This is a genomic window from Roseivirga sp., assembly GCF_965216855.1.
Taxonomy (GTDB): Bacteria; Bacteroidota; Bacteroidia; order Cytophagales; family Cyclobacteriaceae; genus Roseivirga.
In genome coordinates, this window is sequence record NZ_OZ244204.1 from 3,154,283 (window position 1) to 3,169,650 (window position 15,368).

A 15,368-nucleotide genomic window follows, 5' to 3' on the forward strand; every position below is an offset into this window, starting at 1 on the left:
TGGTTATTTGAACTGGTTGTGAATGGCCTTCAGGGCATCGATATTATATGCGGTAAGGTTCTGAATATTGGCAGTGATCGTTTCAATAGGCCAGTTCCACCACTGAATTTCCAGCAGGCTTTCTATTTCTGATTCACTGAAGCGCTTTCTGATGGTTTTAGCAGGATTACCTGCGGCAATGGTATAAGGTTCCATGTCTTTACTCACCACCGATTGAGCTCCAATGATACAGCCGTCACCAACCTTCACCCCGGGTAGAATAACCGCTTCATGACCGATCCAGACATCGTTTCCGATCTCAATATTTCCTCTTACCGGATATTCTTTGCCCTCCATTGCTCCTTCCCAACCATTTCCGAAAATGGCGAAGGGAAAAGAAGAGATGCCTGAAGTCAGGTGGTTGCCACCGTTCAGTAAAAACTGTACCCCTGAAGCGATGCTACAGAATTTGCCAATAATAAGCTTATCATCTATAAAGTCGAAGTTGTACTTAACAGACTTCAGGAAATTGTTGACATCTTCATGGTCATCATAATAGGTGTAATCACCAATTTCTATTTGAGGGTGGTCCACGATATTCTTTAGAAAGCAAAGCTTGTTGTAACCTTCTAATGGGAATTTTTCATTTGGGTTAGGTCCTTGTTTCATGCCTTTTTAGATTTTGATGCTAACTGAATACAGAAAAATGCTGAAATTAAAGTGATTGGGGTAAATAGGAGGGTTTCCAATATTGTTTTTGCCAATAAATTTCCAATAGTATTGAGTATGAAAAACAGTCCGATCAGGAATATTACTGCTCGCAGCCAACCCTTTGTCCATCCCTTCGTGACAATGCTTTGATAAAACCTTTCTATGATCAGGATGAAACCCAATAGCACGGTAATCGCTAGTATTAAATGCTGCCGAGCCTGTTCCAATGATTCCAGTCTTCCTCCCGCGATAAACCGATAGTCTATTAATCCAAGAAGGATCAGTATTTGAAAGAGGGCTGTAAATATCCAAAGTGCCTGTAACAGGCGTACTTTGGATACTGTTTGTTTGGCAAATATGGACATAGTAGTTGCCAATTTAGAATTCTTTCCTCAGCAATGTTTCTATGATTTGCTCTCTTTGCATACCCGTTGGATCTTCCTGATTACTGAGGGTAATGATAATTCCTTGTTGCTCTGGAATAAAACCGATCATGGTTGAAAATCCATCAATATCACCTCCGTGCCAGTAATATAGAGTTCCTCCAATATTACTTTTGAACCAACCCATGCCGAGAAGTGTGCTTTCTAAAGGCACATCTCCTGGAAAGACGAACGCCTTCTCCTCAGACGTTAGCCAATCACCCATGATGGCCTCGCACCAGAGTAACATGTCTGTAGCGGTGGAAGTCCAGTTGCCAGCACCGAGGGCAATATGAATGGGGTAAGATGAAACATCCTCGGTTCCTTGATAACCCCGGGCATAACCCTGTCCATCAATGGCAGGCTGGCCTGGCTCTGTTGCATCCATGCCCAGTGGAGAGAGTATTTTCTCCATTACATAATCAGTGTATGATTGCTCTGATAATGCTTCAATCAAAAGCGCGGTTATAAGGAAGTTCGAGTTGCTATAAGCTACTGAGGTACCAGGGCTGAATAATAGACCATTTTCTGCTACCTCTTCCTGAATTACCTCATAAATATCTTCAGATGTTATGGAGGTCCCCGATTTTGCCAGAGGCTCTATAGCTCCCACATAATCAGGAAGGCCACTTTGATGCATCAATAGCTGTTTGAGGGTAATTTGATCTCCATTCGGGAAGTCATCATCAAATTCACTGATGGTTTGGTCAAAGTTGTCGATCAGTCCATCGCGTTTCAGTTGTACTACCGCCATGGCTGTGAGTGTCTTACTGACTGAAGCGAGTCTGAATTTAGTGTTCAGACCATTACTTTCTCCAGTGGTTTGGTTGGCCAGTCCAAATCCACGGCTTAGAATTTCAGTATCGCCTTTTTTGATGATAACTGTACCCTGATAATCGAGTTCAGTGAAGAATGATTCTGCATCGGTATATGCGCTTGTAGGAGTACTGTCATCATTACTGCAACCAACCATCATGGTGACCATCATAAGGCTCAATAGTTGTATAAAGTGTTTCATCGTTGTTTGTTTTTGAGTTTTGTTGCTTCGGGACTCTGATTTATCTGGTTCTGGCTAAAGGGTTTTTCTTCCAGGGCTTAGAGATCATAATGTTGAAGAGGAAGCTGCGATTATAGATTTCCGATACATTGGAGATATTCACCAAGCCAACATGGTAGCGTACATCGAAAGTGATACGCATGGTCTTTTTGAAGGGTAGTTCATATCCGCCACCTACTTCCATGCCGGCATCCCACCTTTTGAATTCATCGGCACCACTTCCAAAGTTGATTTTGGTTTCTGTTTTAGGGGTAGTTTCTGTAGCTTCTACTTTTACTTTTCCGGCTAACTGATAGGCCAAACTAGGTCCTGCATTCAGATAAACCCTGCCAAAATGAACCCGGGCCATTACCGGCATTTCAATCATGTGTAATCTGGTCTTAGTCTTGGCATGATTGATAGGATTGTCTGACTTAAACTGACTTCCTTTTTGCATGTAGTATAGCTCAGCAACTGCAGTAAAGCGCTCTGTAATACCGGCCTGAAAAGACAGACCTGCCTGTAATCCCTTAAGGTTTTCTCTGTAATCCTTTAAGTCATCATTGGCATCTCCATAGTAAAAAGTAGAAGGAGAGTAGTTCACTAAAAGATCGAGGTAAGTCTTTTGGGCAAATGCTGCATTTGCCATTAAGATCAATGCGAGTGTTAAAAGTTTCTTTGTCATAATCAATGGGTTTTACTTGTTGTTTCAAATTGTTGATGAGACAAAGATGTGGGGAGCCAAAGGCTTAAATGTCCGACATGTTAGATTGGGACGTCCATTATGAAAATCCGGACTTTTTTGATGGGAGATAGGGCCTGAAACAGACGGTTTCAGGCAGTTTGTGATTTCATTAGTTGAGATTTAGGACGAGAGTCGGGGCTTATAAAATCAAACAGGGCCCCGGTTAAATCAACCGAAGGCCCTGTCTTCCTTGTGTAGAACTGAAAATTAATGGGTTATTCTTTTTTCCAGGTTTTGAGCCTGTCGATGTACAGATACTCTTCAACGAATTCTCTTTGCCCGGGTCCTGCCATTTTTTCCAGCAGGTTGAGGGCAGAAATGTAACTGGTCATGTTTCCGTTAGATGAGCTGAATTTACCGTCTTCTACGAAAGTAACCAGGCTGTCATCCTGGACTTTCAGGTTGGGATAATCTTCTTGTAACTGCTTGCCACCACCAATGTAGGTCACAATTTTATGGCCATCGGCAATGCCTGATTCTCCTATCAGTTGAGCTCCTGCACAGTTACTCACGACATAGTCTGTTTCTTTATTCTTCTCTCTGATGAACTCAATCAGCTCCTTGTTGCGGACATGGGCGTACATGTCATAGCCGCTGGGGACAAAGAGAGCCGTTAGCTTCGGACAGTTTTCAAAAGTGTAATCCGGAACAAAGTGCATGCCTTCCTCAGTGGTGATAGGGGCCATGGTTTCTCCTATGGTTACCACATTGAACAGCTGCTCCATGTTTGGATTTGGCTTTCCGAAGACATCTGATGTGGCTATGACTTCTCCCTGCAAAACACCACTAAAGATGAGGAGACCAATGGTTGGAAGTTCAGGTTTAAAGGGCTTTAAATGCTTGGTTAGGGTGTCCGTTTTAACATCACTTTGACGAGCAAGCTCACCCGTTTCTGTTACTTGTTTTGAGTTAGGGTTGCAGCTCAATACAATGACCGCAATGGCAATGATTCCTAATTTCCTCATGTTTGTTGGTTTTGATATCCGCAAATCTCAAGCGCATTCAGGAAGATTCATTTGATCTATATCAAATTCGCTTTTTGTGGTTTCTGATTCTACTTAATGTTTCCAGGGTGATACCTATATAGGAGGCGATATGAGTCAAAGGCATTCTATTGGTGATGTCAGGTCTAATGCTCAGTAGTTGATTATAACGCTCTTCAGCACTATTGAATAATATAGAGGATAATCGTTCACGAAGGCCGAGCATGGTTTGGGTGACTACTTTACTAATTAAGCGTTCGAAGTCATGGTGTTTTTCAGAGAGGCTGTCGATGGTGTCTCTTGTAAATTCAAGTACAGTCGAATCTTCGACAAACTCAACATAATGAGGGCTGGGCTCATGTTGGAAGAAGCTGACTATAGAGCTCATAAACTCACCTTCAAAAGCAAACCAATCTGAGATATCTTTGCCATCCTTGATATAATATGCTCTTGAGCAGCCCGCTAGTATGAGGTAGGCCTTATCTGAATATTGACCTTCTCGAACTACGACCTCGCCTTTTCTGATTTTGAGGTAATTGAAATGAGAGATGAAATCCCTTTGACATTCACCGGATAATGGGCTGTATTTTTCTCCCAGCTTATTTACTATCTCCTCACTGCTCATGCTTTCTCTTAACAACAGTCTTCAATATCCTCTAAAGGTTCAGGTTGAAGCGAAAACTTAAAGTCAAGATCACTTTTGTGCTTCAGGCTTGAAGTTAAAGAATGAGGATTTCTAAATAGCGCTCTTACTTTGAAATATTGGTTTTCAAGTAGAAGGTATTATGAAAGTAAGGTTGTGAATGAAAAAAGGAAACCCTTTCGAGCTTCCTTCTTTTGTATCTATTCAATCTAAGGTTGTTGAATCATCAAATCAATTTATTTCCCACCCTTGAGGTCTGGCAACTGGAAGTCGTCTAACGGGCTAGGTTGCTTCATCATTTTTTCAATCTCCTCGGTCGTTCTAGGTGCAAAGGAAGAAAGTAACTCAAAGCCGTCTTTGGTAATCAAAATGTCATCTTCGATTCTTACAGCAATACCCCACCATTTAGGGTCGCATTTAGAACCACTGGGAATGTAAATACCTGGTTCAATAGTGATGGCCATATTTTCTCGCAGCATGTCATATGGTCCCAGGTCATGAACATCCAGGCCAATGTGGTGTGAAAGCCCGTGAGGGTAATACATGTGGCGTGAGTCTGGGTTCTCAATAATTCCCAGTTCAGCCAAGCCTTCGTTAATGATCTGACGTGCTTTGGCACTGATCTCTCCAAAAGTGGCTCCCGGTCTGCACATCTGGATAGCTTCTTCCTGGGCCTTGTAGACAAGATCGTAAATCGCTTTTTCCTCCGGAGAAAATTCACCGTCAACCGGGATGGTACGAGTTACATCAGCCGTATAGCCGTGATATTCGGCACCAAGATCCATCAGAATCATTTCCTTGCTTTCAATCATTGGTTTTTCATTCTCAATGTAGTGGAGGATACATCCGTTATTACCGGCACCTACAATAGAAGGGTAGCCTTCATATTCAGAACCATATTTTTTGAATACATACTCATGAATTCCCTGAATTTCAAACTCCGACATGCCAGGCTTCATGGCTTTCATTACCTCTACCTGTCCTACGGTTGAGATGAATACCGCTTTTCTCAGCAGGTCAATTTCTTCAGGGGTTTTGATGCCTCTTAGTGAAGCCATGAGGGTGTTGAGTTCACTCAGGTCGATATTTCTTGAAGGAAGCTCCTTTCCCAGTGTGTTACCATCGGTAACATAGCCCACCTTCTGCTTAAACTGTTCCTGAAGACTGTACAGGTCAGCCTGATCGCTGGCATTGTCGCGCACATCATTTTTGAAGTCGTAGAACATTACCTTATCGAATTGGCTGAAGTCGATGTTATAATCCTTGAAGGTGGAGCCGTTATAGGCATTGTTGATTTTCAGGGTCTCTTTAACACCCTGATCACCCATTCTTCGGCCGGTCCACATTTCAGCCATAGGATTCTTTTCCTGAACAAAGAAGATTTCGTTGTAGGTCTGCCCATCTTCATCGGTTTGATTGTCTTTGAAGATCAGAAGAACAGCGTGTGGTTCTTTATATCCCGTTAAGTAGTAGAGGTTCGGGTCCTGATGATAAACATAGTCTACATCGTTGGCCCTGTTGCGTACCGGGTTGGCAAAGAAGACTGCCACAGAGTTATCGGGCATAATGTTTCTGAGTTGCTCCCTTCTGTCCTGATGAAAGTCTGCAGACAGATAATCATCCCTTCTTTCCTGAGCCTGAGAAACAAAAAATCCTGACAGAAACACTATCAGGATTGCATATATTTTACTTGGTTTTATCATAGCATAATAACGTTCTGAGACGCTATTATACTAAAATGTTACCGTTTTGTCTTGCTTTTTTTAGAACAGCGGAGATACCATTTTTATTGATGGTTCTGATTGCTGAAGTAGAAACTTTCAGAGTGATCCACTTATCTTCTTCAGGGATATAAAATCTCTTCTTCTGAAGATTTGGATAGAATTTTCTCTTCACTTTATTGTTGGCGTGAGAAACATTGTTACCCACCTGAACTCTCTTTCCTGTTAAATCACAAACTCTTGACATAGCTCTTAAAATTTGCCGCTTTTCTCAAACGGACTGCAAATATCTGAATTAAAATTGAACCTGCCAATATTCTTTTAAAAATATCAGCCTTAAATTCTGAAAAGCCAAATATCGGTAAATATGGCCTACATCCACTTTCTTTGGTCACTTTCTACCTTATATAAAATCAGGTTCTCAAGTGCTTCTGCCTGCTCTACAGGTATAAATGGAATATTGAGCGATCCGGCAGCCGTATGAATCTTAACTGTGGCCAGCTCTTTTCTACGCTGATACCAGCTTTGCTTAATGCTAACAGCTTGTACCTTATATAATGGTATGACTTCAAAATGATGTCCGAAAGTACCCCGATTGTTTTGGAGTAGGTGGTCATCAAGTTCGAAAGATCGCTTTTTGTAATAAAGTGTGGTAGAAAGCCAAACCAGTGGAATCCAGGCTAAAAACCATAGTCCCTGATAGCCTATTTGGAAATAGCCAATGGCAGTGGCTATCAGAGCGGGTAGGAGGCCAGAGAAGATTATGATCCGGTATTTCAGAAGTATGCTTACCCTATACTTAATATCTGATTCGATACGGTCTTGCGCAAAGGCAATTTTGAGTACACTCTTTACCTGATCTTTATATCCCCCTGGTATCCGAATTTTAGACTTCAACTGATCGGCCTGGGCACTGCTGGCCTGCTCAATCTGTATGGTGAACATCTTGAACATCATCCGCAACGGATTATCCGACCAGGAGATGGTCTGAACCTTCGATTTATTAATTGAAATCTCTTCCCTGTTCAACAAACCCCGGACGAGTTTAAGTCCGCTTTTCTTACTGGTGAGTTTCAGCTCAAAGTTCTTGAGTACTGTATTGATCAGCGAATAGACAAAAGAGATAATAGCAACAATGATGACAGAACCAGCAAAGAGAATCCATCCATTATTCAGTATGGCTTCTTGATAACCTGAGAGTTCTTCCTGTACCATATCACTCACATCATCGGTAATCTCATTGAGGGTCGAAAAGACAAAAGCAAAGAGTATGGCCATAGACCGCAGGTGGTTTTGACTTACTCCAACTTTAATCAGGTCTCCTACGCCCAATTCCAATAGAGTTTCTTCTTCTACCTCCTGAGTGCTTACCTCGGAAGTAGTGCTTTCTGTTTCTTCCAGCAATTGGTCTTTTTCCTCAAGGATAAATTTCCTCAAGGCTTCAGCGTCTTCTTTATCCAGAGCATCAATAGTGAGTTCTGATTTTTTGGCTCCTGCCGTATCGATTTCCAGGCTCACTACATTGAAAATCTGATGTAGCAGGTTTTGCTGCAGGTTGATGGTCTGGATTCGTTCAAAGGGAATATTTGTCTTCGATCTTTTCAATACGCCCTTATCAATAACAATGGCACCCTCTTCCAGATGAAAATAAAATCTGAAGTAGGTGAGTACAGAACCTATCAGGTTAAGTGCGGCAACCCCTAGTGCTATGTACCCAATAATGTTTTCGAAGGAGTTACCCACCTTTCTTCCAATGAAGAAACTTAAAAGAATGGGCCAGAAACTTCTGATGGTAAACCTGATGAACTTGATCAGGATAATACCGATAGCTACCTTAGACTGGCGACTGGGTGCAGCATACTTTTTACTGATTGACTCCATCCAAGGCGGTTTTTCCCATGATGAACTCTTTGATGCGAGAGGCATTCTCCTCAGATAGCCCCGGAATGACAAGGTCGCTGCTATCACCACCCGCGGTGAATACCTTCAGGCTGTGTAAACCAAAAATCCGCTCAATCGGACCCTGCTTGACTTCTGCATGTTGTATTCTATTAAAAGGAATAGCGGTTCGGCTTTGCCATAAGAGCCCTTTGCAGTAGACAATATCTCTTTCTCGCAAGCTGTATTGCTTTTTAGGGAAAGCCTTTATGCCAAAAACCAAACTAAAAACCCAAATGGCCAGTAAAGGGCCAATGCTCACCCCAAATTCAAACAGGCCAGGCTCTATTTCATCGCTCAGCACAATAATGCATACCGCAGCCGCGATAAGTACAATGAAGAGAATAGATCTGCTGATCAGGCTTACCCTCAGGTATTTTTGTTCAATCCTGTGGAATTCTGAATGCTTTACCTCTGGTAAATCTGCCGGGTTTACTGAAAGGTTTTGAAAGGTTTCTGTCATTTTTTAAAACCGTAAGGGCAATGTCTGCAACCGTTTTTACAACAATAGCCACGTTTTTTCAGGTAATGTGCTGTAAAAACCAAAAGACCATTTTCGTCAAGGTAGTAATCTTCAGTTTTAGTTTCAAAAGAGGATTGTTGCTTTGAACGTTTACTCATGTTTTCAGGCTGAAATGATTTTGATACCTTTGGTTGATTACAATTGTTTGGAGGAACAAATTTAAAGTAAACTACCATGGAATTAATACAATCTAGTAAAGAAGCGATTGCTTTAGAAAATAAGCATGGCGCCCATAACTACCATCCGTTACCTGTTGTACTGTCTAAAGGTGAAGGTGTTTTTATGTGGGATGTGGAAGGAAAGAAGTACTATGATTTCCTTTCGGCTTATAGTGCCGTGAATCAGGGGCATTGTCATCCGCGCATTATAGGTGCCATGAAGAATCAGGCCGAGCAGCTTACACTCACCTCACGTGCTTTTTATAATGACGTACTTGGGCCTTATGAAAAATATGTGACTGAATATTTCGGGTTCGACAAGGTATTGCCCATGAATACCGGAGCTGAGGCTGTGGAGACTGCTATTAAAATCGCCCGTAAATGGGGATATGAAAAAAAGGGTGTCGAAGAGAATGAAGGTAAAATCATCGTGTTCGATCAGAATTTCCATGGTAGAACAACCACTATTATTTCCTTCTCCAGCGATCAGGATGCCAGAAGAAACTTTGGGCCGTTCACCAACGGCTTCATCAAAATTCAGTACAACGATGAGGAGGCACTGGAAGAAGCACTTCAACTAGACAATATTGTAGGAGTGTTGATTGAACCGATTCAGGGTGAAGCAGGGGTAAATGTGCCAGCTGATGACTTTATGCAACAAGTAGCGGCTCTATGTAAAAAGTATGAGGTGCTGTTCATGGCTGATGAAATTCAGACAGGAATTGGTAGAACCGGTGGCCTGTTGGCTGTTTGTGGAAACTGTAACTGTGCAGGTCACTGCGAGAAACAATCTACCTACGTGAAGCCTGATATGCTTATTCTTGGTAAAGCTATTTCAGGTGGTGTATACCCGGTTTCAGCTGTTTTGGCTGATGATGAGATAATGGACGTTATCACCCCGGGAACACATGGTTCAACATTTGGTGGTAATCCTGTAGCCGGAGCTGTGGCCATGGCTGCCTTGGAAGTAATAAGAGATGAAAAGCTTACTCAGAATGCCAGAAAGCTGGGTGATATTTTCAGGGAGAGAATGAACAGGTTCATTGAAACTACCGAGTTGGTTTCTTTGGTGAGAGGAAGAGGCCTGTTAAATGCCATTGTCATTAATGACGATCCATCTAGTTCCACGGCCTGGGATATATGCGTTAAGCTGAAGGAAAATGGTCTGTTGGCTAAACCAACTCATGGTAATATTATTCGTTTTGCACCGCCTTTGGTTATGACAGAAGAGCAATTACACGACTGTTGCGATATCATTGAAAGAACTATTAGTGCCTTCGAAAAAGAAAGAAGCTAATTAGACTTTACAAAGAGAGCCCTGACTAATACAAGGTTTTTACAAACGTTTTCAGAAAAAGTCGCCTAAAAATTTAGGGTAATCTTCAGCTAAAACGTTCTTTGTATACAAGCGTGTAGTATGTTGTCTTCAACCAAGAGTCGCAGAATTTTACATTTCATCAGCGTAACACTGGCGTTGATCGTATTTGGATACGGTCTTTTCCTCAAGTATGCTCATGATGATGGAGCTGCAGTGAAAGCGGTACAAAAATCTGAACTCGTAAAAAATGTTAAGACTCAGGGTCTCGAAGTAGAGCAAGAGTCCAGATTGTCAGATCCAGACTGACTGACGAAAGACAAATAACAAAAAAGGGCCACGATATTGGCCCTTTTTTGTTGACCTGTTTTCCTGATGATTTCGATTACCTGACTGTATCCTGTACATAAGCAAGTATTCATCATGCTTGATTTTTTCCTATTTTAGAGGGCATACACCAAAATTGACATTGAAGGCTGGAATATTTTTCTGTTGGTTACTGTTGCTGACAAACTGGGCCATTGCTCAGAACAATGAAACCATTGATGCACTCATAGACAGCGCCTCAAGAAATCTGCGTGATCCTTATCTCACGGTGGAAATCTCTGATGAGATCATTGAACGCTCTGAGGTTTCTTCTTACACTTTTGGTCTGGCATCCGGCTACAAATTTAAAGGCATTGGTTATTACTATTCCGGTAGGGCAGATTCTGCCCTTATGTTCTATGAGCAAAGTCTCGGTCTCTTTGAAGAACTGAACGATCCTTTGGAAATTGGGAAGGCCCGGATTAACATAGCCACTTATTATAATGCCGTAGCTGATTATGAGAAAAGTGTAGAACAGAGCCTGATGGCTTTGGAGCGCTTTCAGAGCCTGGGCGACCTGAGAGGAATGGCCAGGGTACAAAACATTCTGGGCCAGTCCTATTATTTCCAGCAAGATTATGAAGAGGCTAAACGATATTTCAGAGAATACCTCAATACTTCGCTGGAGTCGGGTGATAGTGTAGAAATATCGTCAAGTCTGAGTAATCTGGGTGCGGCTTTTCAGGAACTGAATCAACTGGATTCGGCACTTTATTACCTGGAACGAGCCGTTCAGCTGAAAGAGAGGCTCGACTTTCTGGGAAATATAGGCACCTCTTACTATAACCTGGGAGAGCTGTTTTCTGAGCAGGGTGAATACACTAAGGCATCCCTTTACTTTGATAAGGCGCAGCAGGTTTACGAAGACGTCTCCGATAATCAACGATTGGCAGAACTCAGCCTGGCCCGTGCCGATATGGCCTATAACCGCTCCAGAATAGATGAGGCGATCAGATATGCTGAAGAGGCTCTACGACTGGCAGAAGCCTCTGATGCCAATGAAGTGAAGAAAAACAGTCTTTTAGAGTTAGCAGAGTTTAATGCAGAACGAGGACGCTTTAATCAGGCTTATCAATACCTGGGGCGCTATGTGGAAACAAGTGAAGATATTCTCAATACTGAGAATATTGAATCCATTAATCGCCTGCGTGAAGAGTTTCAGACCAGGGAAAAGGAGCAGCAGATTGAATTACAGCTGTCTGAGCTGGCTGCTCAGGAAGTAAGACTTCAAAGAAATCAGATACTGGTTATTGCCCTGATCGTTATTGTACTGCTGGCTGTGATAGTCTTCCTGCTTTGGAAGAATAGAACTGAAAAGGCCATTGAGCTGGAAAGACAGGAGGCTCAGTTGAAATTAAGAGAAGCCGAAATCAATGCCATTATTTCATCGCAGGAGAAAGAGCGAAACCGATTTGCCCGCGATCTCCATGATGGTTTCGGTCAGTTGATTTCAGTGCTTAAACTTAACCTCGCTCAGTTGGGAGAGATTTCATCTAAAGAGGCAGAGAAGCGTTTTGAAGTTTATAAAAATGGGGAGTCAGTGATTAACGAAATGTATGCTGAACTTCGGAATATTTGCTTCGATTTAATGCCGCAGACCTTGGTTAAGCGTGGTCTGATGCCTGCACTGAAAGAATTTGGGGCAAGAGTCAATCAAACGGATAAAGTGAGTTGCGAAGTATTGGTCTTTGCCAATAATGAGAGACTGATTGAGTTGGTTGAGATTTCACTTTTTAGAATTACCCAGGAATGGGTTAACAATATCCTGAAATATGCTGAGGCTGATCATATTACCATTCAGTTGATCCATGAAGACGGAGAAGCTACTCTTACTGTAGAAGATAATGGTAAAGGTTTCGACCCTCAGCTATTCTTTAAAGGCACAGGGAATGGCTGGAAGAATATTCAAACCCGACTGAACCAAATCAAAGGAGAATTCGATCTGGATTCCCGTCCGGGAGTCAACGGCACCATGATGACGGTTGTGGTTAATACGGCTGCCTTAGGTAAGCGAATACCCACCAGTACGGACAAGGAATTGACGTCTTAATCGGATATTTTTGATAGTTTAGTGAGTATATCTTGCTGGTATGAAATGGCTTAGGAATTTCTCTGGCAAGGTTGAGTTATTAGAGCAAATGAAGATAGTCCTTGTTGATGATCACTCCATTTTACTCGATGGGCTAAAAAAGCTGATCGAAGAAGATGATATGCTCGAGGTGGTGGCTGCTTCAGATAATTTGCCGGATGCCATCCGCACCATCGATAAGCACAAACCCGACCTGGTTATTACCGACTATAACCTGGGTGAAGATGATGGATTAAGCCTGGTTCAAAAAGTGAAGCGTATTCTTCCCGAAACCAAGTTCATTGTGCTCAGTATGCACGATGAGTCTCATTTGGTTAAGGAGATTCTGAAAGAAGGAGTGAATGGCTATGTACTGAAAAAGGATACCAAGGAAGAATTGCTCGAAGCTATTTATTCCGTAAGGGCAGGCAAGATGTATTTGTCATATGACATCAACGCCATGCTGGTGAAAAGCCTGTATGAACCTGATGAGGGCAAGCTATTGACTTCAAGAGAGCGGGAGATACTCCACCTGATTGCTAAGGAATATTCCAACAGGGATATTGCTGAGGAATTGTTTATCAGCGAGAGAACGGTTGAAACGCATCGAAAAAACATCTTCAGAAAGACCAGGACTAACTCCATTGTAGGCCTCATCAAGTTTGCTTATGCTAATAACCTGATATGAACATCTTGCAGGCTTTGTACTGTAACCAGTACTATGAACTCAAACCCAAAGGCAAGGAAGCGGCAGCCAGGGTCAATGGTAATCGGCTGCTGGGCATCGCACTGGCTTTCAACTTTATCTTACTGGTAATACTTACCATGCTAGCCTCTCCAGACTTTACTGATGCGTTCAGCGATATGGTTAGAGATATTTTTGGGAGAAGACAGAGCAGAACTGTGGGTAAGCTCATTGCCCTGATTCCTTTTCTGATATTCCTTCCCCTGGTTCAATTCACTATTGGACGTCAAAGCACTTATGATCGATTGATTGCTCGTTTTGAATTGATGCCTGAGAGTAATAAGAAACAGATTTCTAGAAAGGGCCTTGTTTACTTTATTACTTCCATGTTGGGGTTCGTTGCTGCGGTAGTGCTCTCCCTTATTTTCCTGGCCTAGTTCAGTTATCTCCACAAAATTCAGAAGGCCACCTTTTGCAAAGCGGCCTCCCAAATCAACTAATGAACTGACACTACTCAGTTTTATCTTAAGACTATCGAAGACCTTTTGTCTTTTCTTTTTTTACCTTCCTCAGCTAAAGAATGGTTTGATCACAGCCTTAACGTATGTAAAAATCAGTAGTCTTTCGATGGTAAAACATCCGTGCTGGTGGGTATTATTTGCACTCAGTCAGTGCCAGCACTGACGACAGATTACTGCGTCATGGGGATGTTTTAGCAGCAGGAATGCGTGGACATTAGTGTTCAAAAAACAATGCCATGAAAAGAAAAGAATTACTAATGCTCTTTGTCGCCATGCTAGTGCTGTTTGCTTTAGCCAGCTGTGGTGAAGACGATGGAACAATTCCCGAAGAGGAAGAAGAACAGGAAGAGACTACAGAAGCCCCTGACAGTTGGGTGCTGGTTAATTCAGATTCATTTTTTATAGTTTCCAGAACAGCATTGCCGGCTGGTTCGGGACCTTTCAGGTATCAGATCAACTTTGCTTCACGCGATCAGCTGGACCAAAACAACAATGATGGAGGAGCCGCCAGCACATTTGCCATTGGCTTCGCTTTTGAATCACGCCCCACTGAAACAGGAACATTTACATTTACTGATGATCGCTTTACCATTAACAGTGGAGAGCTGAACCTTTATCAGACGTTCTTCCTGAATACCGGCCATGCCAGAGAAGAGAAGAATTACATTTCAGAGTCCGGAGTGACGGTAGATGTCGACATCACCGATGGCATATTGAGCTCTGACCTTCAGTCTCTTACCATGGTCAATGAGGCTGATGATACCGACTCCTTTACCCTAAAATGGAGCCTCAATATTAGCTGGTAGCTATACCAAAATACAGTCTGTTTGGTTAAGTGCCTGCTTTGAGTTTTCCGGACTCAGAGGGGTGCTTAACTGCTTGATTGAGTACTGATTACAGTACGCTTCTACGTGCTGGCACGGATAGAGAATTACTGGCTATGAGGGATAATATACAGGCTCTAATTCTTCGACCTTTCAACAAAAATCAACTCATATGAAAAGTATAAGAACCTCAGTAATTCTTCTTTTAATGTTAATGGCCTTTACACTACAGGCACAGGACAAAAAGGAGGAGATTAAAAAAGACATAGCAACCTATTTCAGTTTGCTGCAGGAAGAAAAAATATCAGAAGCCCTGGATTGGGTACATCCAGACCTGATCGGTATGATCGGAAAAGAGATGTTTTTGATGCAATACGAAGAAATGCTCAAAAAGGCCTCATTTGGTCAAATGGAGATTGATTCGGTCAGTAGTATATACACCTCAAAAGAAAAGGGTGACTATGCTCTGGTGAATTACAAATTTGCCTTGAACTATGATGTATCCGAGATGCCCGAAGCGAGCAAACCCATCTTTTACAACGGTATGAAATCCCAATTTGGTGAGGCAACCATGGAAGGAGACCTAGTCATGGTAAAGGCCAAACGAGAAATGTTTGCTGTATCGCGAAATGACTTTGAGGGCTGGCGTGTGCTGGACTATGATAAAGGTATGAAGATGATTCTCGAAGGGATCATTCCAGAAGAAGTATTTAGTCACTTTAACAAGTAA

17 protein-coding genes are annotated in these 15,368 nt (G+C 42.3%); 6 read left to right on the forward strand and 11 right to left on the reverse strand.

Translation table 11 applies throughout. The features are described 5' to 3' along the window. Positions 1–3 precede the first annotated feature (3 nt). The 11 genes from ACOOEY_RS14050 to ACOOEY_RS14100 form a co-directional block, all read right to left on the reverse strand. The gene (locus tag ACOOEY_RS14050) at positions 4–648 is read right to left on the reverse strand and encodes a CatB-related O-acetyltransferase (protein ID WP_420385354.1); all 645 of its coding nucleotides are present in this window, start codon (positions 646–648) and stop codon (positions 4–6) included. Beyond that, a complete protein-coding gene (locus ACOOEY_RS14055; protein WP_420385355.1) occupies positions 645–1,055 on the reverse strand; it encodes a hypothetical protein in 411 nt (136 codons plus the stop codon). The genes ACOOEY_RS14050 and ACOOEY_RS14055 overlap by 4 nt, the downstream gene beginning before the upstream one ends. Positions 1,056–1,068: 13 nt before the next feature. Beyond that, the gene (locus ACOOEY_RS14060; protein ID WP_420385356.1) at positions 1,069–2,130 is read right to left on the reverse strand and encodes a serine hydrolase domain-containing protein; all 1,062 of its coding nucleotides are present in this window, start codon (positions 2,128–2,130) and stop codon (positions 1,069–1,071) included. Between the two features lie 40 nt (positions 2,131–2,170). Continuing rightward, positions 2,171–2,833 carry a porin family protein gene (locus ACOOEY_RS14065; protein WP_420385357.1) on the reverse strand — a complete coding sequence of 221 codons (663 nt, stop codon included), beginning with the start codon at positions 2,831–2,833 and terminating at the stop codon, positions 2,171–2,173. 275 nt (positions 2,834–3,108) lie between these two features. Next, on the reverse strand, positions 3,109–3,858 hold the full coding sequence (locus ACOOEY_RS14070) for a DJ-1/PfpI family protein (RefSeq protein ID WP_420385358.1): 750 nt from the start codon (positions 3,856–3,858) through the stop codon (positions 3,109–3,111). Positions 3,859–3,919: 61 nt separating this feature from the next. Beyond that, entirely contained in the window at positions 3,920–4,501 is a 582-nt protein-coding gene (locus tag ACOOEY_RS14075) for a Crp/Fnr family transcriptional regulator (RefSeq protein WP_420385359.1), read from the reverse strand. A 254-nt stretch (positions 4,502–4,755) separates the two neighbouring features. Next, a complete protein-coding gene (locus ACOOEY_RS14080; protein WP_420385360.1) occupies positions 4,756–6,222 on the reverse strand; it encodes an aminopeptidase P family protein in 1,467 nt (488 codons plus the stop codon). A gap of 25 nt (positions 6,223–6,247) precedes the next feature. After that, positions 6,248–6,487 carry a 50S ribosomal protein L28 gene (gene rpmB, locus ACOOEY_RS14085; protein WP_420385361.1) on the reverse strand — a complete coding sequence of 80 codons (240 nt, stop codon included), beginning with the start codon at positions 6,485–6,487 and terminating at the stop codon, positions 6,248–6,250. Positions 6,488–6,612: 125 nt separating this feature from the next. After that, positions 6,613–8,121: a PH domain-containing protein gene (locus tag ACOOEY_RS14090; RefSeq protein WP_420385362.1), complete on the reverse strand. Its 1,509-nt coding sequence runs from the start codon at positions 8,119–8,121 to the stop codon at positions 6,613–6,615. Then, positions 8,105–8,641, reverse strand: coding sequence for a PH domain-containing protein (locus ACOOEY_RS14095; RefSeq protein ID WP_420385363.1), 537 nt, complete (start codon positions 8,639–8,641; stop codon positions 8,105–8,107). The genes ACOOEY_RS14090 and ACOOEY_RS14095 overlap by 17 nt, the downstream gene beginning before the upstream one ends. Next, positions 8,638–8,877 carry a DUF5522 domain-containing protein gene (locus ACOOEY_RS14100; protein WP_420385364.1) on the reverse strand — a complete coding sequence of 80 codons (240 nt, stop codon included), beginning with the start codon at positions 8,875–8,877 and terminating at the stop codon, positions 8,638–8,640. The genes ACOOEY_RS14095 and ACOOEY_RS14100 overlap by 4 nt, the downstream gene beginning before the upstream one ends. On the opposite strand from ACOOEY_RS14100, the gene rocD reads away from it, so the two are divergent. The 6 genes from rocD (at position 8,876) to ACOOEY_RS14130 (ending at position 15,368) form a co-directional block, all read left to right on the forward strand. After that, positions 8,876–10,156 carry an ornithine--oxo-acid transaminase gene (gene rocD, locus ACOOEY_RS14105; RefSeq protein WP_420385365.1) on the forward strand — a complete coding sequence of 427 codons (1,281 nt, stop codon included), beginning with the start codon at positions 8,876–8,878 and terminating at the stop codon, positions 10,154–10,156. The genes ACOOEY_RS14100 and rocD overlap by 2 nt on opposite strands. Positions 10,157–10,676: 520 nt before the next feature. Next, complete coding sequence (locus ACOOEY_RS14110; protein WP_420385366.1) at positions 10,677–12,590, forward strand: tetratricopeptide repeat-containing sensor histidine kinase; 1,914 nt, start codon at positions 10,677–10,679, stop codon at positions 12,588–12,590. Positions 12,591–12,630: 40 nt separating this feature from the next. After that, positions 12,631–13,296, forward strand: a complete 666-nt coding sequence (locus ACOOEY_RS14115; RefSeq protein ID WP_420385367.1) for a response regulator — start codon at positions 12,631–12,633, stop codon at positions 13,294–13,296. Further along, the gene (locus ACOOEY_RS14120) at positions 13,293–13,730 is read left to right on the forward strand and encodes a hypothetical protein (RefSeq protein WP_420385368.1); all 438 of its coding nucleotides are present in this window, start codon (positions 13,293–13,295) and stop codon (positions 13,728–13,730) included. The genes ACOOEY_RS14115 and ACOOEY_RS14120 overlap by 4 nt, the downstream gene beginning before the upstream one ends. Positions 13,731–14,050: 320 nt before the next feature. After that, positions 14,051–14,620, forward strand: coding sequence for a hypothetical protein (locus ACOOEY_RS14125; protein ID WP_420385369.1), 570 nt, complete (start codon positions 14,051–14,053; stop codon positions 14,618–14,620). Between the two features lie 190 nt (positions 14,621–14,810). Next, positions 14,811–15,368: a hypothetical protein gene (locus ACOOEY_RS14130; RefSeq protein ID WP_420385370.1), complete on the forward strand. Its 558-nt coding sequence runs from the start codon at positions 14,811–14,813 to the stop codon at positions 15,366–15,368.

Excerpts from the sequence above, each read along its gene's own strand:
- ACOOEY_RS14050 (WP_420385354.1), bottom strand. The coding sequence starts at position 648 with ATGAAACAAGGACCTAACCCAAATGAAAAATTCCCATTAGAAGGTTAC.
- ACOOEY_RS14055 (WP_420385355.1), bottom strand. The coding sequence starts at position 1,055 with ATGTCCATATTTGCCAAACAAACAGTATCCAAAGTACGCCTGTTACAG.
- ACOOEY_RS14060 (WP_420385356.1), bottom strand. The coding sequence starts at position 2,130 with ATGAAACACTTTATACAACTATTGAGCCTTATGATGGTCACCATGATG.
- ACOOEY_RS14065 (WP_420385357.1), bottom strand. The coding sequence starts at position 2,833 with ATGACAAAGAAACTTTTAACACTCGCATTGATCTTAATGGCAAATGCA.
- ACOOEY_RS14070 (WP_420385358.1), bottom strand. The coding sequence starts at position 3,858 with ATGAGGAAATTAGGAATCATTGCCATTGCGGTCATTGTATTGAGCTGC.
- ACOOEY_RS14075 (WP_420385359.1), bottom strand. The coding sequence starts at position 4,501 with ATGAGCAGTGAGGAGATAGTAAATAAGCTGGGAGAAAAATACAGCCCA.
- ACOOEY_RS14080 (WP_420385360.1), bottom strand. The coding sequence starts at position 6,222 with ATGATAAAACCAAGTAAAATATATGCAATCCTGATAGTGTTTCTGTCA.
- rpmB (WP_420385361.1), bottom strand. The coding sequence starts at position 6,487 with ATGTCAAGAGTTTGTGATTTAACAGGAAAGAGAGTTCAGGTGGGTAAC.
- ACOOEY_RS14090 (WP_420385362.1), bottom strand. The coding sequence starts at position 8,121 with ATGGAGTCAATCAGTAAAAAGTATGCTGCACCCAGTCGCCAGTCTAAG.
- ACOOEY_RS14095 (WP_420385363.1), bottom strand. The coding sequence starts at position 8,641 with ATGACAGAAACCTTTCAAAACCTTTCAGTAAACCCGGCAGATTTACCA.
- rocD (WP_420385365.1), top strand. The coding sequence starts at position 8,876 with ATGGAATTAATACAATCTAGTAAAGAAGCGATTGCTTTAGAAAATAAG.
- ACOOEY_RS14100 (WP_420385364.1), bottom strand. The coding sequence starts at position 8,877 with ATGGTAGTTTACTTTAAATTTGTTCCTCCAAACAATTGTAATCAACCA.
- ACOOEY_RS14115 (WP_420385367.1), top strand. The coding sequence starts at position 12,631 with ATGAAATGGCTTAGGAATTTCTCTGGCAAGGTTGAGTTATTAGAGCAA.
- ACOOEY_RS14120 (WP_420385368.1), top strand. The coding sequence starts at position 13,293 with ATGAACATCTTGCAGGCTTTGTACTGTAACCAGTACTATGAACTCAAA.
- ACOOEY_RS14125 (WP_420385369.1), top strand. The coding sequence starts at position 14,051 with ATGAAAAGAAAAGAATTACTAATGCTCTTTGTCGCCATGCTAGTGCTG.
- ACOOEY_RS14130 (WP_420385370.1), top strand. The coding sequence starts at position 14,811 with ATGAAAAGTATAAGAACCTCAGTAATTCTTCTTTTAATGTTAATGGCC.